The 23,094-nt window shown below is 40.4% G+C and carries 12 protein-coding genes; 8 read left to right on the top strand and 4 right to left on the bottom strand.

Annotation, left to right across the window (positions count from 1 at the left end; all coding sequences use genetic code 11):
- Positions 1-117 precede the first annotated feature (117 nt).
- From rpoB to epmA, 7 genes are all read left to right on the top strand, one after another.
- The gene (gene rpoB / locus CMT41_RS16965; protein ID WP_057182980.1) at positions 118-4,146 is read left to right on the top strand and encodes a DNA-directed RNA polymerase subunit beta; all 4,029 of its coding nucleotides are present in this window, start codon (positions 118-120) and stop codon (positions 4,144-4,146) included.
- A 104-nt stretch (positions 4,147-4,250) separates the two neighbouring features.
- Positions 4,251-8,477, top strand: coding sequence for a DNA-directed RNA polymerase subunit beta' (gene rpoC / locus CMT41_RS16960; protein ID WP_058027930.1), 4,227 nt, complete (start codon positions 4,251-4,253; stop codon positions 8,475-8,477).
- A gap of 320 nt (positions 8,478-8,797) precedes the next feature.
- The gene (rpsL, locus tag CMT41_RS16955; RefSeq protein WP_057182976.1) at positions 8,798-9,172 is read left to right on the top strand and encodes a 30S ribosomal protein S12; all 375 of its coding nucleotides are present in this window, start codon (positions 8,798-8,800) and stop codon (positions 9,170-9,172) included.
- 116 nt (positions 9,173-9,288) lie between these two features.
- Positions 9,289-9,762: a 30S ribosomal protein S7 gene (gene rpsG / locus CMT41_RS16950; RefSeq protein ID WP_019030130.1), complete on the top strand. Its 474-nt coding sequence runs from the start codon at positions 9,289-9,291 to the stop codon at positions 9,760-9,762.
- A 267-nt stretch (positions 9,763-10,029) separates the two neighbouring features.
- Positions 10,030-12,129 carry an elongation factor G gene (gene fusA, locus CMT41_RS16945; protein ID WP_058027929.1) on the top strand — a complete coding sequence of 700 codons (2,100 nt, stop codon included), beginning with the start codon at positions 10,030-10,032 and terminating at the stop codon, positions 12,127-12,129.
- 101 nt (positions 12,130-12,230) lie between these two features.
- Positions 12,231-13,415, top strand: a complete 1,185-nt coding sequence (gene tuf / locus CMT41_RS16940) for an elongation factor Tu (protein ID WP_057182970.1) — start codon at positions 12,231-12,233, stop codon at positions 13,413-13,415.
- Positions 13,416-13,752: 337 nt separating this feature from the next.
- Positions 13,753-14,730, top strand: a complete 978-nt coding sequence (gene epmA, locus CMT41_RS16935) for an elongation factor P--(R)-beta-lysine ligase (protein ID WP_058027928.1) — start codon at positions 13,753-13,755, stop codon at positions 14,728-14,730.
- Between the two features lie 555 nt (positions 14,731-15,285).
- Here the strand turns inward: epmA and CMT41_RS16930 are convergent.
- Complete coding sequence (locus tag CMT41_RS16930; protein WP_058027927.1) at positions 15,286-16,428, bottom strand: acyltransferase family protein; 1,143 nt, start codon at positions 16,426-16,428, stop codon at positions 15,286-15,288.
- Between the two features lie 145 nt (positions 16,429-16,573).
- Here CMT41_RS16930 and CMT41_RS16925 point away from each other — a divergent pair, with 145 nt between their 5' ends.
- On the top strand, positions 16,574-17,428 hold the full coding sequence (locus CMT41_RS16925; protein ID WP_058027926.1) for a LytR/AlgR family response regulator transcription factor: 855 nt from the start codon (positions 16,574-16,576) through the stop codon (positions 17,426-17,428).
- A gap of 1,318 nt (positions 17,429-18,746) precedes the next feature.
- Here the strand turns inward: CMT41_RS16925 and CMT41_RS16915 are convergent.
- Genes CMT41_RS16915 through CMT41_RS16905 form a run of 3 tightly spaced genes read right to left on the bottom strand, consistent with a single transcriptional unit; the run spans position 18,747 to position 23,093 of the window.
- Positions 18,747-19,508 carry a phosphoadenylyl-sulfate reductase gene (locus CMT41_RS16915; protein WP_057182961.1) on the bottom strand — a complete coding sequence of 254 codons (762 nt, stop codon included), beginning with the start codon at positions 19,506-19,508 and terminating at the stop codon, positions 18,747-18,749.
- Entirely contained in the window at positions 19,501-21,240 is a 1,740-nt protein-coding gene (gene cysI / locus CMT41_RS16910) for an assimilatory sulfite reductase (NADPH) hemoprotein subunit (protein ID WP_058027924.1), read from the bottom strand. The genes CMT41_RS16915 and cysI overlap by 8 nt, the downstream gene beginning before the upstream one ends.
- On the bottom strand, positions 21,240-23,093 hold the full coding sequence (locus CMT41_RS16905) for an assimilatory sulfite reductase (NADPH) flavoprotein subunit (protein ID WP_197410303.1): 1,854 nt from the start codon (positions 23,091-23,093) through the stop codon (positions 21,240-21,242). Before CMT41_RS16905 ends, cysI begins: the two co-directional genes overlap by 1 nt.
- Position 23,094: the final 1 nt, after the last annotated feature.

Below are 23,094 nucleotides of genomic sequence, written 5' to 3'. Positions count from 1 at the left end.
AGGTGATTGTTATAAATCATCTAGTAGTATTTAGACGTAAATATTACAGCATAACCTGTCTATCTGAGCTTAGCTCAGTAGGCAGATTTGGCCATAACCAGCAAGCTGAGGAACCCCATGGCTTACTCATACTTTGAGAAAAAGCGAATTAGAAAGGACTTTGGTAAAAGTGTACAAGTAATGGAATATCCATTTCTATTGTCCATTCAACTCGATTCTTTCCGCAAGTTTATTGATCTTGATACAACAGGTGAACGCGGTCTAGAGGCTGCTTTCCGTTCTATATTCCCAATTAAAGCTTATTCAGGTAGCTCAGAATTACAATATGTAAGCTATCGTTTAGGTGAATCATTATTTGACGTTAAAGAATGTCAAATACGTGGTGTGACATATTCTGCACCATTACGCGTGAAATTACGCTTAGTGGTTTACGATAAAGAAGCGGCACCAGGTACTGTTAAAGATATCAAAGAACAAGAAGTGTACATGGGCGAAATCCCGTTGATGACAGAAAACGGTACCTTCGTAATTAATGGTACTGAGCGTGTTATCGTTTCACAACTACATCGTTCTCCAGGTGTATTCTTTGATCACGATAAAGGTAAAACGCATTCATCGGGTAAAGTATTATATAACGCACGCGTTATTCCTTACCGCGGTTCATGGTTAGATTTTGAATTCGATCCAAAAGATAACTTATTTGTTCGTATCGATAGACGTCGTAAACTACCTGCGTCAATCATCTTACGAGCATTAGAGTTTTCCACTGAAGAAATTCTAGCGATGTTCTATGACACAACTAATTACGCCATTAAAGGTGATAAGTTGATCATGGATCTTATCCCTGAACGTCTTCGTGGTGAAACAGCAGTTTTTGATATTTGTATCAAGAAAGGTGAAGTATTAGTTGAGTCTGGCCGTCGTATTACTGCCCGCCATATTCGCGCTTTATCAAAAGCTAAACTTGATAAACTAGAAGTACCTGCGGAATATATCGTTGGTCGTGTTTTATCAAAAGCTTACATCGACAAATCTACCGGTGAAGTGATTGCGGAAGCAAATGCTATAATCACCTTAGAATTATTAGCCGAGCTTAGCCAAGCGGGCCATAAAGTACTTTCTACTTTATATATGAACGAATTCGATGTTGGTTCATACATGTCTGATACCCTTCGTGTCGATGGTACAACTAACAAGCTAGAAGCCTTAGTTGAAATCTATCGTATGATGCGTCCAGGCGAGCCACCAACAAAAGATGCTGCTGAAGGACTATTCACTAACTTGTTCTTCTCCTCTGAGCGTTATGACTTATCAAAAGTAGGTCGTATGAAGTTCAACCGTCGTGTTGGTAATGCTGATGATGTTGGTACCGGCATTTTATCAAAAGACGATATTATCTCGGTAATGAGAACCTTGATCAATATTCGTGACGGTAAAGGCGAAGTTGATGATATCGATCACTTAGGTAACCGTCGTATCCGTTCTGTTGGTGAAATGGCAGAAAACCAATTCCGTGTTGGTCTTGTTCGTGTTGAACGTGCCGTACGTGAGCGTTTAAGTCTTGGTGACCTAGATGCAATCATGCCGCAAGATTTAATCAACGCTAAGCCAATTTCTGCGGCAGTGAAAGAGTTCTTTGGCTCATCACAATTGTCACAGTTTATGGATCAAAACAACCCGTTATCAGAAGTAACGCATAAACGTCGTATTTCTGCCTTAGGGCCGGGTGGTTTAACCCGTGAACGTGCTGGTTTTGAAGTGCGTGATGTCCATCCAACGCATTATGGTCGTGTATGTCCAATCGAAACGCCAGAGGGTCCAAACATTGGTTTGATCAACTCGCTTTCGTGTTATGCACGTACCAATGATTTCGGTTTCTTAGAAACACCTTACCGTAAAGTCATTGACGGTTTAGTGACTGATGACATTGATTACTTATCAGCGATTGAAGAGGGTAACTTTGTTATCGCTCAAGCTAACGCTAAACGCGATGATAAGCACATGTTAACGGAAGAGTTAGTTAACTGTCGTCATAAAAACGAATTTACCTTAAAACCGTCTGCTGAAATTCAATATATGGATGTTTCTCCACAACAAATTATTTCTGTTGCGGCGTCACTTATTCCATTCCTTGAACATGATGATGCTAACAGAGCCTTGATGGGTTCAAACATGCAACGTCAAGCGGTACCTACCCTAAAAGTGGATAAACCTCTTGTCGGTACGGGTATGGAAAAAGTTGTTGCGGTTGATTCTGGTGTTACTGCCGTTGCCAAACGTGGTGGTGTGGTGAGCTATGTTGATGCTTCACGTATCGTTGTTAAAGTTAATGAAGATGAAATGCTTGCTGGTGAAGCGGGTATTGATATTTATAACTTAACCAAATACACCCGTTCTAACCAAAATACCTGTATCAACCAACGTCCAGTGTGTCGTATGGGTGAGCCAGTGGTACGTGGTGATGTATTAGCCGATGGTCCGTCAACAGATATGGGTGAATTGGCACTAGGCCAAAACATGCGTATCGCCTTCATGCCTTGGAATGGTTACAACTTTGAAGATTCAATGTTGTTATCTGAGCGTGTTGCTATTGAAGACAGATTTACTACTATTCACATTCAAGAACTAACCTGTATCGCTCGTGATACTAAGCTTGGTAGTGAAGAAATTACCGCAGATATTCCCAACGTAGGTGAGTCAGCATTATCTAAATTAGATGAAGCGGGTGTGGTTTACATTGGCGCTGAGGTAAATGGTGGTGACATCCTAGTGGGTAAAGTAACCCCTAAAGGTGAAACACAACTTACTCCAGAAGAAAAACTTTTACGTGCTATTTTCGGCGAGAAAGCTGCCGACGTTAAAGACAGTTCTTTACGTGTACCTAATTCAGTGAAAGGTACCATCATCGATGTGCAAATATTCACTCGTGACGGCGTAGAAAAAGATGCTCGTGCAGTTGAAATTGAACAAATGCAACTTAAAGAAGTTAAGAAAGATCTTGGCGATGAATTAAGCATCTTTGAAGATGGTATTTTTGCACGTACTAAAAAGTTATTGTTATCAGCCGGTTTAAATGAGTCTGACTTAACGTCTATGTCTCGTGACAATTGGTTAACGCAAAACTTAGCTGATGAAGGTCAACAAGGCGAATTAGAGCAAATCGCTGAGCAATGGGGCAACATCCAAGAAGACTTCGATAAGAAGTTTGAAGTGAAACGTCGTAAAATCACTCAAGGTGATGACTTGCAACCTGGCGTGTTAAAAATAGTTAAGGTTTTCCTAGCCGTTAAACGTTACATTCAGCCAGGTGATAAAATGGCGGGTCGTCACGGTAACAAGGGTGTTATTTCAAGAGTAGTACCAATTGAAGATATGCCATATGATGAGTTTGGTGTACCCGTTGATATCGTGTTGAACCCGTTAGGTGTTCCATCACGGATGAACATTGGTCAGATCTTAGAAACTCACTTAGGTATGGCGTGTCGTGGCATCGGTGAAAAAGTCAACCGTATGTTAGAAGCACAGCAAGAAATTCATAAACTACGTAACTTCATTCAAGAAGTTTACGATGTAGGTGAGTCTCGCCAAACCGTTGATCTTTCAACTTTCTCTGATGATGAAGTGATGCGCTTAGCTGATAATATGCGCGCTGGGCTTACCATAGCTACGCCAGCATTTGATGGCGCTGCTGAAAAAGACATCAAAGAGCTATTCAAACTTGCTGATATGCCTGAAAGTGGTCAGTTCTGGTTAACTGATGGTCGTACTGGTCGTAAGTTTGAGCGCCAAGTAACCGTAGGTTACATGTATATGTTAAAACTAAACCATTTAGTTGATGACAAAATGCATGCTCGTTCTACTGGTTCATACAGCTTAGTTACTCAGCAACCACTAGGCGGTAAAGCGCAATTTGGTGGTCAGCGTTTCGGTGAGATGGAAGTATGGGCCCTAGAAGCATATGGTGCAGCTTATACCTTACAAGAAATGTTAACGGTGAAATCTGATGATGTTGCTGGTCGTACTAAGATGTATAAGAGCTTAGTAGACGGTGATCACAGTATGGATCCAGGTATTCCTGAGTCGTTCAATGTATTAATTAAAGAAATTCGTTCTTTAGGTATTAACATCGAATTAGACAAAGACTAGCTTCTTAGCAAAAAATGGCTGAATTTTTCTTAAATGAAAAGTCAGTAAGGGAAGAAGGCAAATTTTTGCCTTCTTCTAAGATTTAACTCCGACAGGAGAAGAGTGTGAAAGATTTACTTAAGTTTCTTAAGCAACAGAATCAAACCGAAGATTTCGATGGTATTCGTATCGGCTTAGCATCACCTGATTTAATGCGTTCATGGTCTTTTGGTGAAGTTAAAAAGCCAGAAACCATTAACTACCGTACCTTTAAACCAGAGCGTGATGGTTTATTCTGTGCTCGTATATTTGGCCCAGTAAAAGACTACGAATGTCTTTGTGGTAAATATAAACGTTTAAAGCATCGCGGCGTAATCTGTGAGAAATGTGGTGTTGAAGTAACATTGACTAAAGTTCGTCGTGACCGTATGGGTCATATCGAATTAGCAAGTCCAGTTGCCCATATCTGGTTCTTAAAATCATTACCATCACGTATTGGTTTATTACTTGATATGACCTTGCGTGATATAGAACGTGTGCTTTATTTTGAATCATATGTTGTTACCGAGCCAGGTATGACAACATTAGAAAAAAGCCAAATTCTAACGGAAGAAGAGTATCTTGATGCGTTAGAAGAACATGGTGATGAATTTGATGCCTTAATGGGCGCAGAAGCCATCTTATCTTTACTACAACAAATTGATTTAGAAGTCGAAGTAGCGCAAATGCGTGAAGAGCTTCCTGAGATTGGTAGTGAAACTAAACGTAAAAAAATTACTAAACGTTTAAAATTAATGGAAGCATTCGCTGCTTCAGGTAACAAACCTGAGTGGATGATCATGAACGTACTACCAATTTTACCACCGGATCTTCGTCCGTTAGTACCATTGGATGGCGGCCGTTTTGCTACCTCTGATTTAAACGATTTATACCGTCGTGTTATTAACCGTAACAACCGTTTAAAACGTCTGCTAGACCTAGTTGCACCAGATATTATCGTCCGTAACGAAAAACGTATGTTACAAGAATCTGTTGATGCATTATTAGATAACGGTCGTCGTGGTCGTGCTATTACTGGTTCTAACAAACGCCCTCTTAAATCTCTTGCCGACATGATTAAAGGTAAGCAAGGTCGTTTCCGTCAGAATTTATTAGGTAAACGTGTCGATTACTCAGGTCGTTCGGTAATTACCGTTGGTCCAACACTTAAACTACATCAATGTGGTTTACCGAAGAAAATGGCCTTGGAATTATTCAAACCATTTATCTACGGTCTACTAGAGCGTCGTGGCTTAGCAACAACGATTAAAGCGGCTAAGAAATTAGTTGAGCGTGAAGGCGCTGAAGTTTGGGATGTACTTGATGAAGTAATCCGTGAACATCCAGTAATGCTTAACCGGGCACCAACACTACATAGATTGGGTATCCAAGCGTTTGAACCTGTGCTGATTGAAGGTAAAGCAATTCATCTTCACCCACTCGTTTGTGCGGCATACAATGCCGATTTCGATGGTGACCAAATGGCGGTACATGTACCTCTTACTATCGAAGCACAAATGGAAGCACGTACGTTGATGATGTCAACCAACAACGTATTAGCACCGGCTAACGGTGAGCCAATCATAGTACCATCACAAGATGTTGTTTTAGGTCTTTATTACCTAACACGTGACCGTGTTAATGGTAAAGGTGAAGGCATGATCTTTGCCGACATCAAAGAAGCTGAAAAAGCATACCGTACTGAAGTAGCTGAATTACATGCTCGTGTCAAAGTTCGTATCACTGAGTACTCTAAAGATGCGGAAGGTAACTTTACCATAGCGACAACAACGTTACGTAACACGACTGTCGGTCGTGCCATTATGTGGCAGATATGTCCAAAAGGACTACCGTTTGATTTAATTGATTTACCATTGGGTAAAAAACCAATTTCGAAATTAATCAATCATGCCTATCGTAACCTAGGTTTAAAACAGACAGTAATCTTCGCCGATCAAATCATGTATACCGGTTTTCATTATGCAATGATAGCGGGTGCATCGGTTGGTATTGAAGATATGGTTATTCCAGCTGCTAAGTACACCATCATTGAAGATTCAGAAGCTGAAGTTGCTGAAATTCAAGCACAGTTTGAGCAAGGTCTAGTCACTGAAGGTGAGAAGTACAACAAAGTAATCGATATCTGGTCGTCTGCGAACGAAAAAGTGTCGAAAGCGATGATGGATAACTTATCGAAAGAAATGGTTATGAACAAAGATGGTGAAATGGAAGAACAAGATTCTTTCAACTCTATCTTTATGATGGCTGACTCGGGTGCTCGTGGTAGTGCCGCACAGATTCGTCAGCTTGCAGGTATGCGTGGCTTGATGGCTAAACCAGATGGTTCAATCATCGAAACACCAATCACGGCTAACTTCCGTGAAGGTCTTAGCGTATTACAATACTTCATCTCGACCCATGGTGCGCGTAAAGGTCTTGCCGATACTGCACTTAAAACAGCTAACTCGGGTTACTTAACTCGTCGTCTAGTTGATGTTGCCCAAGATTTAGTGGTTACTAATCATGACTGTGGCACCACAGATGGTTTATTAATGACACCATTAATCGAAGGTGGTGATGTTGTTGAGCCGCTTAGAGAACGTGTGCTAGGTCGTGTGGTTTGTGATGACGTATTAATTCCAGGTACTGAAGAAATATTACTTCCTCGTAATACCTTAATTGATGAAACACTTTGTGATCTTATTGAAGCCAATTCAGTAGATCAAATCAAAGTACGTTCAATCATTACTTGTAAAACTGACTTTGGTATTTGTGCCTTCTGTTATGGTCGTGATTTGGCCCGTGGTCATATGATCAACCAAGGTGAAGCTATTGGTGTTGTTGCGGCGCAATCAATTGGTGAACCAGGTACACAGCTAACCATGCGTACTTTCCATATTGGTGGTGCAGCATCACGTGCTACTGCAGAGAATAACGTACAAGTTAAAAATACTGGTCATATGAAGTTACAAAATGCTAAGTTTGTAATCAATTCAGATAAAAATCTGGTTATAACCTCGCGTTCATCAGAATTAACCATTATTGATGAAATGGGTCGTGAGAAAGAACGTTATAAAGTTCCTTATGGCTCTGTGCTGACTAAAAATGATGGTCAATCAGTTACCATTGGCGACATAGTCGCTACCTGGGACCCACATACTCACCCTATTATCACGGAAGTAAAAGGTAAGGTGCAATTTGTTGACCTAGTTGATAACGTAACCATGGTTCGTCAAACTGATGAGTTAACGGGTTTATCCAGCATTGTTATTACCGATGCAGCACAACGTAATGTTACCGGCAAAGAAATGCGTCCGGCACTGAAACTTGTTGATAGTAAAGGTAATGATGTAATGATCGCTGGTACTGAAATTCCAGCACTTTACTACTTGCCAGGTAATGCAATCGTTAACTTAGAAGATGGTGCGGAAGTAGGCGTTGGTGATGCACTAGCTCGTATACCACAAGCAAGTTCAAAAACTCGTGATATTACCGGTGGTCTACCACGTGTTGCTGATTTATTTGAAGCGCGTAAACCTAAACTTCCAGCCATTCTGGCCGAGAAGACTGGTGTGGTTGCTTTCGGTAAAGAAACTAAGGGCAAAGTACGTTTATTGATTACTCAGCCTAACGGTGACGTTTACGAAGAGATGATTCCTAAAACACGTCAATTAAATATCTATGAAGGTGAGCCAGTGATTAAAGGTGAATTAATCGCCGATGGTCCTGAATCGCCACATGATATTTTACGCTTACGTGGTGTTCCTGCGGTTGCTAACTACATTGTTAACGAAGTACAAGAAGTTTACCGTTTACAGGGTGTTAAGATTAACGATAAACATATTGAAGTTATCGTCCGTCAGATGATCCGTAAGTGTGAAATCACTGCATCCGGTGATTCTAGGTTCCTTAAAGGTGAGCAAGTTGAAGTGGCGCGAGTGAATATCTCAAACCGTGAACTTGAAGCTGCCGGTAAGCAGCCAGCTGAATATGAAATTCAAATGATGGGTATTACCAAAGCATCACTTGCAACTGAATCATTTATTTCAGCGGCCTCTTTCCAAGAAACAACACGTGTACTTACTGAAGCTGCTGTTGCAGGTAAGAAAGATGGTCTACGTGGCTTGAAAGAGAATGTTATTGTTGGTCGACTTATCCCCGCAGGTACGGGTTATTCGTATCATCAAGAACGTGCTCGACGTAAAGCTGCAGCATTAAACCCTGTTGCTGACACAAAAGTTTCAGCAGATGATGCAGAAAAAGCATTAACAGATGCTTTGAATGCAGATTTACTATCAGGCGATAATAAATAACCTTTTATCAGGGGGTTCCCTAAAAAGCGTTATTTAGAAAACCGTACCTTGGCTCTTATCAGTTAAGGTGCGGTTTTTTGTTTTAAGTGAGACATAATTCCGCCAAGGGCAGTTAAACCTTGACAGCTCAATCATTGACCTATAGAATTCCGCGACCTTATATTCTGTACCTCGTGTGCTTAATGTAAAAAGTATGGTAATTTTATACTTTGATAAGGTTAAAATATATTACGAGCGTGTGAATCTTTTCCATTGATTTAAGGTTCACGCAATAATTTACTAAGGCTACTTTCCTTAGTAACAACTAATCAGGAGCTATAATGGCAACTATTAACCAACTAGTACGTAAACCACGTGTTAGACAAGTCACTAAAAGTAACGTTCCAGCGTTACAAGCTTGTCCACAACGTCGCGGCGTTTGTACTCGTGTGTATACTGTTACACCTAAAAAACCTAACTCAGCACTACGTAAAGTAGCTCGTGTTCGTTTAACTAACGGCTTCGAAGTTACCTCATACATCGGTGGTGAAGGGCATAACTTACAAGAGCATAGCGTGATTTTAATCCGTGGTGGTCGTGTTAAAGATTTACCTGGTGTGCGTTATCACACCGTTCGTGGCGCACTAGATTGTTCTGGTGTAAGCGACAGAAGACAAGGCCGTTCTAAGTACGGTGCTAAACGACCTAAATCTTAAGTTTTCCTTTCTTGTCCTAGTTAATAGGTAAGAGATAAAAAACGTTAAGTAAGGCCAAATTAAAAATTTTAAATTTATGTATTTTGGGTTAAACCTGAATAACACGGAGAATTGAGATGCCAAGAAGACGCGTCGTAGGGCAACGAAAAATATTGCCAGATCCTAAGTTCCATAACGAACTTTTAGCAAAATTCATCAACATCCTTATGGTTGATGGTAAGAAATCTACTGCCGAAAAAATTGTATACGGTGCATTAGACATTTTATCAACTAAAGAATCTGAAAAAAGCCAAATTGAGTTGTTCGAAACAGCTCTTGAGAACATCCGTCCATCTGTCGAAGTTAAATCTCGTCGTGTTGGTGGTTCTACTTATCAGGTGCCAGTTGAAGTACGTCCAGTGCGTCGAAATGCACTAGCCATGCGTTGGTTAGTTGAAGCAGCTCGTAAACGTGGTGAAAAATCAATGGCTCAGCGCCTAGCTAACGAAATGTTAGATGCGTCTGACAGCAAAGGTTCAGCGGTTAAGAAACGTGAAGACGTTCACCGTATGGCTGACGCTAACAAAGCATTCGCTCACTACCGCTGGTAAGCTAGCAGTATTGACTGATTGTATTACCTGTCTTTGGCTTTTGCTAAAAGGCAGGTACATGGCTAGTAAGAGTATTCTTGCTAGCCATACTCATTTTATCGGCTAGCGCTTTTCGCGATAATTCGAAAAATAAAAACAGAGTTTTATTAACTAAATATTTGCACTTTGAGCTTGGCTCGCTAACGAATATTTAGTTAATAACACTAAACATAAATTACTGGCTCATTTATCTTAATAAATGACCTGTAATGGTAAGAGGATTTCATTTTGGCCCGTATCACCCCAATAGAGCGCTACCGAAATATTGGTATTTGTGCCCATGTAGATGCAGGTAAAACGACTACCACAGAGCGCATATTATTTTATACCGGTCTTTCTCATAAAATTGGTGAAGTGCACGACGGCGCGGCCACTATGGACTGGATGGAGCAAGAGCAAGAGCGTGGTATAACTATCACGTCTGCAGCAACAACCTGCTTCTGGAAAGGTATGGAAGGTCAATTTGAAAGCCACCGTATTAATATTATCGACACCCCAGGTCACGTGGACTTTACCATTGAAGTAGAGCGGTCGTTACGGGTACTTGATGGTGCGGTATTAGTGTTATGTGGCTCTTCTGGCGTGCAACCGCAAACCGAAACAGTTTGGCGTCAAATGGAAAAATATGCGGTACCACGCATAGTATTCGTTAATAAAATGGATAGAACAGGTGCAGACTTTTTAGCAGTTGTTGAACAATTAAAAGATCGTTTAGGTGCAAATGCTGTCCCTATCCACCTACCGATTGGCGCTGAAGACGATTTTTCTGGCGTTATTGATTTAGTTAAAATGAAAGCGATTAACTGGTCTGAAGAAGATCATGGTATGACTTTTACTTACGAAAAAATTCCTGCTGATATGCTTGAATTGGCTGAAGAATGGCGTGAGAACTTAGTTGCTGAAGCTGCTGAAGCCAATGAAGAGTTGATGGATAAGTACCTTGATGATGGTGTATTAACGGAAGACGAAATTAAAGCTGGCTTACGTGCGCGCACTTTAGCTAATGACATTATTTTATGTAGTTGTGGCTCGGCCTTTAAAAACAAAGGTGTACAAGCGGTACTTGATGCTGTGGTCGATTATTTACCCTCACCGACAGAAGTTGCGGCGATTACCGGTATTAATGATGATAAAGAAGAAAGCCAAGGTTTTCGTGAAGCAAGTGATGATGCACCTTTCTCTGCCTTAGCCTTTAAAATAGCAACAGACCCCTTTGTTGGTACTTTAACATTTTTCCGAGTTTATTCAGGTGTTGTGAAAACCGGCGATAGTGTTTATAACCCAGTAAAGGGTAAAAAAGAACGTCTGGGCCGTATTGTGCAAATGCATGCTAATGATAGAAAAGAAATTAAAGAAGTTCGCGCTGGTGATATTGCTGCGGCAATTGGTTTGAAAGATGTCACCACGGGTGATACTTTATGTGATATCAACCATGTCATTACCTTAGAGCGCATGGAGTTTCCCGAGCCGGTAATTTCAGTTGCAGTAGAGCCAAGAACATTGGCCGCGCAAGATAAAATGGCTATAGCCCTAGGGAAATTAGCCGCCGAAGATCCATCATTTAGGGTACATACTGATGATGAGACCGGTCAAACCATCATTTCTGGTATGGGTGAACTACACTTAGAGATTTTAGTTGAACGCATGAAACGTGAATTTGGCGTAGAGTGTAATGTCGGTAATCCACAAGTATCTTATCGCGAAACTATCCGCAGTAGCGTAGAGGTTGAAGGTAAATTTATTCGTCAATCAGGTGGTAAAGGTCAATACGGTCATGTCGTGTTGAAGATGGAGCCATTAGAACAAGGTGGTGGTTTTGAGTTTGTTAACGAAATCGTTGGCGGCACAGTACCAAAAGAATATATTCCTGCAATAGAAAAGGGCTGTAGAGAGCAAATGGATAGCGGCGTTTTAGCTGGCTTCCCATTATTAGACATTAAAGTCACGCTCGTTGATGGTTCTTTTCATGACGTTGACTCTAACGAGATAGCGTTTAAAGTTGCTGCATCTATGGGCTTTAGGAAAGCTGCTTTGGCAGCAAACCCTGTTATTCTAGAGCCAATGATGAAGGTTGAAGTGACGACACCTGAAGTCAATATGGGTGATGTTGTTGGTGACCTAAATCGTCGTCGCGGTTTGATAGAAGGTATGGACGAAGGTTCTGCCGGTTTGAAAATTGTAAATGCATTGGTACCCTTAGCTGAAATGTTTGGCTATGCTACCGACTTGCGTAGTGCTACTCAAGGCCGTGCATCTTACTCTATGGAGTTTCAGCAGTATAATGAAGCGCCGAAAATGGTAGCACAAAAAATTATGGACACCCATTAGGGCATCCATTCACTAGAATATTAGATATTTACATCTGGCAAGGTCATTTTGACTGCGCCTTTTAATTTATATAGTTTACTAAACTTTAAGGTAATTGAAAAATGGCTAAAGAAAAATTTGAACGTACCAAACTGCACGTTAACGTTGGTACTATCGGTCACGTAGATCACGGTAAAACAACATTAACAGCTGCAATTTCTAAAGTGTTAGCAGAAAAATACGGCGGCGAAGTTAAAGATTTTGCTCAAATCGATAACGCTCCAGAAGAACGTGAACGTGGTATTACTATCAATACTTCTCACATCGAATATGATACAGAAATTCGTCACTATGCCCACGTAGATTGTCCTGGCCATGCTGATTACATCAAAAACATGATCACCGGTGCTGCACAAATGGATGGCGCTATCTTAGTAGTTGCGGCTACTGATGGTCCTATGCCACAAACACGTGAGCACATCTTATTATCTCGTCAAGTTGGTGTTCCTTACATCATCGTATTCATGAACAAATGTGACATGGTTGATGACGAAGAGTTATTAGAGCTAGTAGAAATGGAAGTTCGTGAACTTCTTAGCGAATATGACTTCCCAGGTGATGATTTACCAGTAATTCAAGGTTCAGCCTTAGGTGCATTGAACGGCGAAGAAAAATGGGTAGAGAAAGTACTTGAGCTAGCTCATCACTTAGATACTTACATTCCAGAGCCAGAACGTGCAATTGATGCTGCATTCATTATGCCAATTGAAGACGTTTTCTCAATCTCAGGCCGTGGTACTGTAGTAACGGGTCGTGTTGAGTGTGGTATCGTTAAAGTTGGTGACGAAGTAGAAGTTGTTGGTATCCGTGATACACAAAAATCTACTTGTACTGGTGTTGAAATGTTCCGTAAGCTTCTTGACGAAGGTCGTGCTGGCGAGAACTGTGGTATTCTTCTTCGTGGTCTTAAGCGTGAAGATGTTGAACGTGGCCAAGTACTTTGTGCTCCAGGTTCAATCTTACCTCATACTAAATTCGAATCAGAAGTTTACATCTTAAGCAAAGATGAAGGTGGCCGTCATACTCCATTCTTCAAAGGCTACCGTCCACAGTTTTACTTCCGTACAACGGATATCACTGGTGCTGTAGAGCTTCCTGAAGGTGTTGAAATGGTAATGCCAGGCGACAACTTGAAATTTGTTGTTGAGCTAATCAACCCAGTAGCGATGGATGAAGGTTTACGCTTCGCTATCCGTGAAGGTGGTCGTACTGTTGGTGCTGGTGTTGTTTCTAAAATTATATCTTAATTGATAACTAATTTGCGCTAGAGTTGGTGTTAGCGGCATTGGCAGTACTCATTGACTCAGGTCAACTGCGTACTTCTACTTTGCTAACACTGCATCTAGCAGCAAATTAATCTATCAATATTATAAGAAACAGTATTATTAAAAAAAGGTCGCTAACGCGGCCTTTTTTGATCTTGTTATATAGTAAATAGCGCGAACAAGTTCCCGCCTACAGTGATAGGATCCCCGTAGGCGGGAACTTGTTCGCGCTGAATAATGTGCGGGATTGAAATCCAGCCTACAGTGGTCGAATTTATGTAGGCGGGAACTTGTTCACGTAGATTAACGAGGAAATACGATGAACTGGCAAGCAACACTTACTTGGCAAAATGCACAAAAAAGAGCGCAGATACTGCAACAAATAAGACAGTTTTTTGCTGAACGCCAAGTGGTCGAGGTGGAAACACCAGCGCTATCTCAGGGCACAGTGACTGATGTCTATTTGGATGCTTTCACCTGTAAATATAACTTTTTAGCAGACAGTCCTGCTGGTCATTCAACTAGCTTATATTTACAAACATCGCCAGAGTTTCACATGAAGCGTCTACTTGCTTGCGGATATGGCTGTATTTTCCAAATAGCCAAGGCATTTCGTCATGAGGAATCAGGTCGTAACCACAACCCTGAGTTTACAATGCTTGAATGGTACCGTATTGGCTTTGATCAGTTTGATTTGATGCAAGAGGTGGCAGAGTTATTACAAGTCGTTTTAGGCGGTAATAAGGTACTATTTTCTAGCTACCAAGATATATTTATGAAAACAGTCGCCGTTGATCCCTTAACCGCCAGTTTTGCTGAGCTGGTTGAGCTATTAAACAAATATGATAAAAGTGCAGACTGGCTAATTGAAATGCAAGACGCAGACTTACTGCTGCAATTTATTTTCACCGAAATTATCGAGCCAACAATTGGTATCAACCAACCACAATTTATCTACGACTTTCCAATTGCTCAGGCATCACTGGCAAGGGTCTCAATCGACGATTCACGGGTAGCACAACGATTTGAATGTTACTTCAAAGGCATTGAGTTGGTAAATGGCTTTAATGAGCTAACTGATGCTAATGAGCAACAAATCAGATTTGAACAAGATAATGCTAAAAGAGCAGCGCAAGGCTTGAGTGCCAGACCGATAGATAAAAACTTTATTGACGCGTTAAAACATGGCTTACCACAGTGTTCAGGTGTCGCATTAGGGATTGACCGACTAGTGATGCTAGCGCTTGATATCAAAAAAATCAGTGAAGTGCAGAGTTTTTCAATAGAACGAGCCTAGCAGTAAATAACACAAAAATAAGATGCAGCCATGTGTAGTTTAACTCAGGGGGTTGTTAAAGCAGCTTCGTGCGCATTGTTGACGTTAGCAACTGGTTATTCTTTAGGTCAACTGATAGCCAATAGCTGACATTAGCTTTTAAGTTATTAACGGTAGCTCAGAGCCTATTGCGGTCATTCTAATTTAAATGCTTTTATTTATTTGTACCCAAAATCTTACTTAATATTTAGCATACGATTATGTACACAATCTCTAAAGCGGACATTAGAATCATCTAAGGTCTACATAAAGTAGAGTATTAAATCTAAGACGCTAATGAGATAGTGCTAACCGTCACTATTACCAAAAAAACGGACTAAATCTTTTAGCTGAAACCACTCACATTTAGGTACGTTCTCGATGCATAAGCGGACATAAATAATTGAAAGGTTAATCAAACTGGCTTAGTAAATAGAAATTTGTTGGATTTTTATTACTAATGTCTACTTTGTGAAATCGCATCGTCAAAGCGCGTCATATCCATTTAACCACGTATCGAATCTTGTGTGGCCCGCCTTAGGTGTCGTGATAATACATTGATTTAACAGGCTTTATAGGCTTTATAGGCTTTAAGCCAAATAAAAACCTAAGAGTATTAGATGGTTTAATAATAAACCAACAAATTACACTTGTGATTGAAAATGACAAAACGAAAAGTGAAATTATTTTCATCAATATTGGTGCTTGCCAAGTAATAACATAATACCCTATTACTACAATTACAGTTTGATGAAAGATATAAAATGGATAAATCAACTCATTACTAAGACGAAGCCATTTAGGTGTTTTTGTTAAATAAAACTGCGCATAACCTAAAATAGTTAAAAGTGCAGACCAAGCGACTAAGCAACATACTATCCACCAAATAGACCAACGTATATCTAATGATAAGTATTCACTAAGATCAGGTGAATAATAAGCCGAATAAAAAAATATGGTGCTAAAAAATAATAACATTAAATTATAAAATCGTTGTTCACATACTGCTTGCCAAATACCTTTGTTTTGAATAAAGACCATACCTGCGATAAAAAAGAATAAATAAACACTGTTGTTATCACTTGAAAACATTAATGAAAAACACACTTTTATCACTATCAGTAATATAACCAGTAAATATAAACCAATTTTGTACTTTGATAATTTTTGCACTGAGTTAAGAATAGCTACGCCTAACGAAGAGCTAAAAAATTTATTTAAGGGGATGGCAAGCAAGAAAAAAACGAGAAGGTATTCAATAAACCAAAGATGATTAGTTTCGAACTTTAATGCAAGTTGAGGATACTCTTGCCAGTATGATTGAAGCTCTGCAATATTTTCAATATAAATCTGTGGAGGAATTACTAATAACGAACCAGCCAAAAGAGGAATAAAAAGCCTCAAAAATTTGTCTAAGACAAATTTTTTCACTGTTATTTTTGATAACAAGATTACAGAGCCAACCCCTGAAATAAAAAATAAAATTGGCAATCTAAATTGCTCAAAATAAACCATAATGTCATCAAGTATCTTGCTTGATTCATTATTCATGATATGCCAACCATCACCATTAAAAGGCATAAACACATGATGAAGAAAGACTGCAAAAATCAAGGTAACTCTTAACCAGTCTAATTCAGTTAACCTTGAATCGATTGTATTACATTTATTCGTAGCCATAGTCTTTACCATTGGATATTTCAATATTGGTAAACTAACTTTTTCTAAGCCAAGATAATACACCTAAAGTCTTAACCGCTGGTGTATAGGGATAAACGGTGGTATACAGGGATTAGAAATATCCTTTACAATAAGAATATAATTAATGACATTATCATCTAGGTTTGAAAAGCATCCGCAGTTATATGAACTGCTCTTTATTGCCTGTTATCTATTCATCAATAATACCATTAATGCGACTTCAATTTTGATGGAAGCGAGTCGATACGGACAAAAAATCCCCTTTCCGCTATGGCAACCTTTTGTTTGGGAATACTCTAGCGCACTAAGTGTGATTTTATTGATTCCACTGATTATTTTACTGTTAAAGGCAGTACCGCTAACTTGGCAATTTGTTAAGAAAAACATTATCTGGCATATTATTGGCTCTATTATATTTTCTTTGCTGCATACGTTTTTAATGGTGATATTTCGAAAAATAGCTTATATCAGTCAAAATTTACATTATGAGTTTGGTGAGCTACCGATTGAATTATTTTACGAATATCGCAAAGATGCATGGACATACATATTTGTTATTATCACCCTTTACAGCTTTAGGTTTGTCACTAGTCGTTTGATAGGTGAAGCGCAACCACTTCTCGATGGGGAGGGAGGTAGTTTAAAACCTCCGAAGTTAGAACGTCTGTTAGTTAAAAAACTAGGCAAAGAATTCATTATCAAGATAAAAGATATTGAGTGGCTGGAATCGAGTGGCAATTACGTGAATTTGCATATTAAAGATCGAATTTATCCTACTCGTTCAACACTAGGTAACTTTATTGACCTAATTTCAGAACAAGGTTTTTGCCGTATTCATCGCTCTTATGGGGTAAACCTGAGTGTAGTAGAGTCAATTACATCTCTGCCAAGTGGTGATTATGAGGTAACCTTAAAATCAGGAAATACTATAAATTTATCACGGCGGTATAGAGATGAATTTAAAGCAAAGTTTAGTTAATTTCATTTAAGGTGTTCAATTGGTGTATATGCTCGTTTTAAAGTAAAAACTAGTCAGGTTTAATAATTACTTAAAAAGGCTGCCCTCAAATCTATCTTTTTTTGTACCCCATAGCGCCATAGAAGTATCAATAATCTGTCAGCTTTATGATCGGAAAGTTGACCTTCATATTCGTGGAGGCTTAATGACTTCTGTGCGCACCAAGTTGCCATAAAATCTAAGGCACTAAGTTGCCCCTAATACAGGTTAGTCGAATGTCCGCTTTCAGTGTTTTCAATTAAACCTGAATATTAATCCCCCAAGTTTCAGGATGAAATTTTTGATGATTTCATTATCTGATGCAGGTCTGCTTTGTCGGATCACTTGTCGTTAGATAAGCCAAGGCTAACGTCCGGTTTCGTATCAAAGTGGTCATTAGATAGGCTGATCTTGAGCAACAAATTAAGACCGCAAAGTGGTAAAAGTGATCGTTAAATAAGTAGACCAGAGTAGATTAAAATGATTTGTCGCGGTGGCGACAGCACCCAGAAGAAAGAGTGAGACTGCCTCCACTCTTTCTTCTCCCTTTGGAATCCCTCGGAGCTGCTAACAAATGTATTCTTCAATTCACTCAAGTGTTATCGATGTAACAGCAATGAAGGCACATCAGGACAATATGCTCCTGCATTGTCTAATAAGGTACATCCTGTACCGTCATGTGCCACATTGCTTTTGCCATCATCCATGATGGCAATACGTGAATATTGTACTTCACTCTGGCGTTTGAAGAAGCAGACTTGGTGCTTGTTGATAAGCAGGGAAGTCCACCGTCATTCCCGAGTTGTCTTGTCGGGAATCTTGAGCAGTTAAACTGAGATCCTCGATCAAGTCACTACGAGGATGACAGTGGTTAATTAACCTAGCTGACCCAAACACTCTAAATCCCATCTCAGCAATGCAATCATCAACTAGCAAAGGTAGACCTCGACCTGAGACATACGTTACATGGATGTAACTTATTAGACAATGCAGGAGCATATTGTCCTGTCGTCGAGGGCTGCCGTTGTTCATGGACGGCTTGTACCATGAGCTTAGCGGCAGGTATTGACTGTAAACTCAAAATTGATATTTATGTTTTCACTGAGTAGGGCGTCGCAGGGGTTCCAAGGGGAGGCGCGGCGGTACGTCGCCCCTTGGGTGTGGTCGCCACCGCGACGCCAAGCAGAAAACAAAGCACCAAGCTGTTAATAAGGAGAAATACAGGACACAAAAAAAGCTAAAAGAGTGACTCATTTAGCTTTTTATGACGATCTAGTTATTTACTATATTTGAACAAAAATTAAATACCATCACCATCTGTATGCAAACCACATTCACGTTGGCCAGCGCCAAAACGAGTATCTTCTTCACTCATACCTAACGTTAACGGTTTAGTACTATGCACATCACCAACCGAGACATAACCTTCATCCCAAAGTGGGTGGTAAGGTAAATTATGCTTGGTTAGATACTCATGTACGTCTTTATTCGTCCAATCAATAATTGGGTGTACTTTATAACGACCACGCAGTGTACTGACTACCGATAAACCTTGTCGATGCGCCGACTGTTGACGTCGTATGCCGGAAAACCAAGTGTTTGCTTTAAGATCGGTTAAGCCACGCTCAAGGGGTTCAACTTTATTGCGGCGGTTATAGGTTTTCAGCGTATCATCACTTATGGCCCATTCTTCACCATACTTTGCTTGTTGCCAAGCAGTACTTTCTTTCGCTTGATAAACGTGTAAGTTCAACTTTAAGCGCTCTGTTAATTGTTCAATAAAACGGTAAGTTTCAGGAAATAAATGACCTGTATCAGTAATTAATACCGGAATATTACTATCTACTTGGGTAAGCAAGTGCAGCATTACTGCCGATTGAATACCAAAGCTAGACGATAAGACAAATTCACCCGGTAAGTTGTCCATTGCCCATTCTACCCGGGCAATAGGCGATTCTTTTTCAAGAGATTGATTCCAATCCGCTATTGAAGGGCTGGGGAATGGTGCGGTTATGGAGCTATTAATAACCCCTTCAGCAATACTTGCGCTTGCATTAGGCATGGTGGAAGTCCCTAAAGCTGACAATCACTTGTTCAACAATGCCCGCACGGATAACAAAGTCACCAAAGGCTTCACCGTCATTACGCTCGGCTGACCAACGTGCAGTTAATGCATCTATTTCGCTCAGCACGGCTGCTTCATCAAGATTTTCTTTATATAATTTTGGTACACGAGAGCCGGCTACATCACTGCCTAAATACATATTGTATTTACCCGGACCTTTACCAATTAAGCCAATTTCAGCCAGCATGGCTCGACCACAGCCATTAGGGCAGCCAGTAACACGCAAGATAATACTTTCGTCTTTTAAGCCATTTTTCGTCAGGATGGCTTCAACATCATCGACTAAACCGGGTAAGTAACGCTCGGCTTCAGCCATGGCTAATGGGCAAGTTGGGAAAGAAACACAAGCCATTGAGTTCTTACGTTGATTAGAAAGACTGTCATTAATTAAGCCATGCTCGCGAGCAAGTTGCTCAATAGCGGCTTTATCTGCTTCGGCAACACCGGCAACAATTAAGTTTTGGTTTGCGGTTAAGCGGAAGTCACCTTGATGAATTTTGGCTATTTCACGCATACCGGTTTTTAATGTTTTACTATCAAAATCAAGAATACGGCCATTTTCAATGAATAAGGTTAAATGATATTTACCATCAATACCGGCAACCCAACCAAAACTATCACCACGGGTGGTGAACTTGTATGGACGAGAATCGCTAAAGTTAATACCAGCACGACGTTCTACTTCGGCTTTGAAGGTATCAACACCCACTCGGTCTAAGGTGTATTTAGTTTTAGCATTTTTACGGTTAACACGATTACCCCAATCACGTTGCGTAGTAACAACCGCTTCAGCAATCGCTAAGGTGTGCTCTTTCGGGATAAAACCAAAGTCATCGGCACAACGAGGGTAAGTTGAATTATCACCATGGGTCATGGCTAAACCACCGCCAACCAGTACGTTAAAGCCGATTAATTTACCGTCTTTACTGATGGCAACAAAGTTTAAGTCATTGGCATGCACGTCGATATCGTTATTCGGTGGAATAACCACGGTAGTTTTAAACTTACGTGGTAAATAGTTACTGCCTAAAATTGGCTCTACGACTTCACCCTCTGTTGTTTCAACACGTACTTCATCTAACCAAATTTCTGCGTAAGCACGCGTTTTTGGTAATAAATGTTCACTGAGTTTAGTAGCCCATTCATACGCTTCTTGATGTAATTCAGACTCAACAGGGTTGGAAGTACAAAGCACGTTACGGTTAACATCACCCGCGGTAGCAATTGAATCAAGGCCAATACTGTGTAGGGTTTGATGCATTAATTTAATGTTTGGCTTTAAAACCCCATGAAACTGAAAGGTTTGCCGAGTGGTTAAACGAATACTACCGTACGAGGTATAGTCATCGGCAAATTTATCAATAGCCAACCATTGTATTGGGTTAATAATGCCACCGGGTAAACGCGCCCTAAGCATCACATTATGTAATGGCTCTAACTTCTGCTTTTGACGTTCAGCACGAATATCACGATCATCTTGTTGATACATGCCGTGAGTACGAATTAACTGCGAGTTATCGCCAGTGAAGCCACCGGTCATTCTATCGGCTAGATCTTCTTTAATGGTACCACGAAGGTAGTCACTTTCTGCTTTCATGCGTTCGTTATCGGCTTGTTTACCTTCAACAATTAATACAGGGTTTTCTACTTTGGTGAAATTGCTGCTCATTAGTAAACATCCTTCTGGTAACGCTTATTAGATCTAAGTGATTTTAAATAATCTTCTGCTTGCTCTGTACTTAACTTGCCGTGCTCGGCAATGATTTCTACCAAGGTTTGGTGCACATCTTTTGCCATGCGGTTGCCATCACCACAAATATATAGGTGTGCGCCACGCTCTAACCAGGCAAACACGTCAGCGGCTTGCTCTTTTAATCGGTCTTGTACATAGATCTTCTCGGCTTGATCACGGGAAAATGCTAGGTCCATACGGGTTAACAAACCTGATTTTAAATAGTTTTGCCATTCCGTTTGATATAAGAAGTCTTGCGTGAAGGTTTGATCACCAAAGAACATCCAGTTATCGCCACTAGCATCACGCGCTTCACGTTCTTGCATAAAGGCTCTAAATGGCGCAACACCTGTGCCTGGGCCAATCATAATAACGGGGGTATCGTCTGCTTGAGGTAAGCGAAAGTTATCGTTATGTTCGACAAAAATGCGTACTTTTTGACCTTCGGCTAAACGCTCTGCTAGGAAGCCTGAAGCACCACCGGTGCGAGTATCGCCATTGGCTTCATAACTGACGATACCAACGGTTAAATGCACTTCTTCTTCAACTTCTGCTTGTGCTGAAGCGATTGAATATAAACGTGGAGTGATTTTACGTAAGGCATCAACAAATGTTTGTGCGTCGATATCTGCCTTTGCCAAGCTAACAACATCAATGATTTGATGAACACCGGCAAATTCACGGGCGGTATTTTTATCACTAGCAACGGCAACTAATTCAGTGTTTTTGGAAGCGTTAGCCCAAAACTCAATAAATGATGGTGCTGTTTGAGTAATTTCTAATTGGCTGATCAGCGCTGCTTTTAAAGTAAACTGCTCTACTTCACCGGCAACCTTTAGGCTGATTTTTTCTTCACCCGAAAAGTTAAGCTCGGTAAGTAACTTGGCGACCAACTGTTCATCATTTTCAAACCAAACACCTAAAGCGTCACCTACTTGGTAAGTTAAACCTGACTCACCTAAATCAATTTCAATGTGGCGGACATCTTTAGCTGAGTCACGACCAGTAATTTTTTGACTTAAGGAAAATTCAGCGGCCAATGGTTTTTGTTTGGTATACACGCTAGCTGCACCAGCCGTTGGTAAATCACCAATATTACTGACGGTTGCTAAAGGGGCATCTGTTTGGGTAAGCTCTTCTTTTAAGGTTTCAACAATGTTTAAGGTCCAGCTTTCACTGTCACTATCGTAATCAACATCACAATCTACACGTGGGCTAACCTGTTTGGCACCGAGTGCTTGTAAGCGCTCATCAAAATCTTGACCTGTTTTACAGAAAAATTCATAGCTGCTGTCACCTAAGGCTAAAACACTGTAGCTTAGGTTTGGTAACTTAGGCGCTTTTTTACCTAATAAGAACTCATGAAATTCAATGGCATCATCAGGTGGCTCGCCTTCACCATTAGTACTGGCGACAATTAATAGATGCGTTTCGTTTTTAATTGATTTAGCTTTATAGTCGGCTATATTTTTCAGGACGACATTTATACCGGCCGCTTTAGCACTTTTTTCTAGTTGACCAGCAACACCTTTAGCATTACCTGTTTGCGAGGCGTATAAAATAGTTAAGGTTTTGGCCGCTACTGCTACTGCTGCAGCAACTGGTGCCAGCTGGGCATTTTGACCTTGCTCGCTTTTCGCTGCTAAATAACCGCTTGCCCACGCAAGTTGTAGTGATGAGTAATCAGCAACGCTTTGTTGTAGTGAAGCCAGTTGATTAGCATCTAAGGCACTACTTTTATTTGCTGAATTTGATGTGTTTTGCTTTAATAAGCGTTGCTCTGGCAACATA

The organism is Colwellia sp. MT41, assembly GCF_001444365.1.
GTDB lineage: Bacteria > Pseudomonadota > Gammaproteobacteria > Enterobacterales > Alteromonadaceae > Colwellia > Colwellia marinimaniae.
The sequence above is the reverse complement of the archived record's forward strand: the minus strand, read 5'-3'. Positions and strand labels throughout refer to the sequence as shown.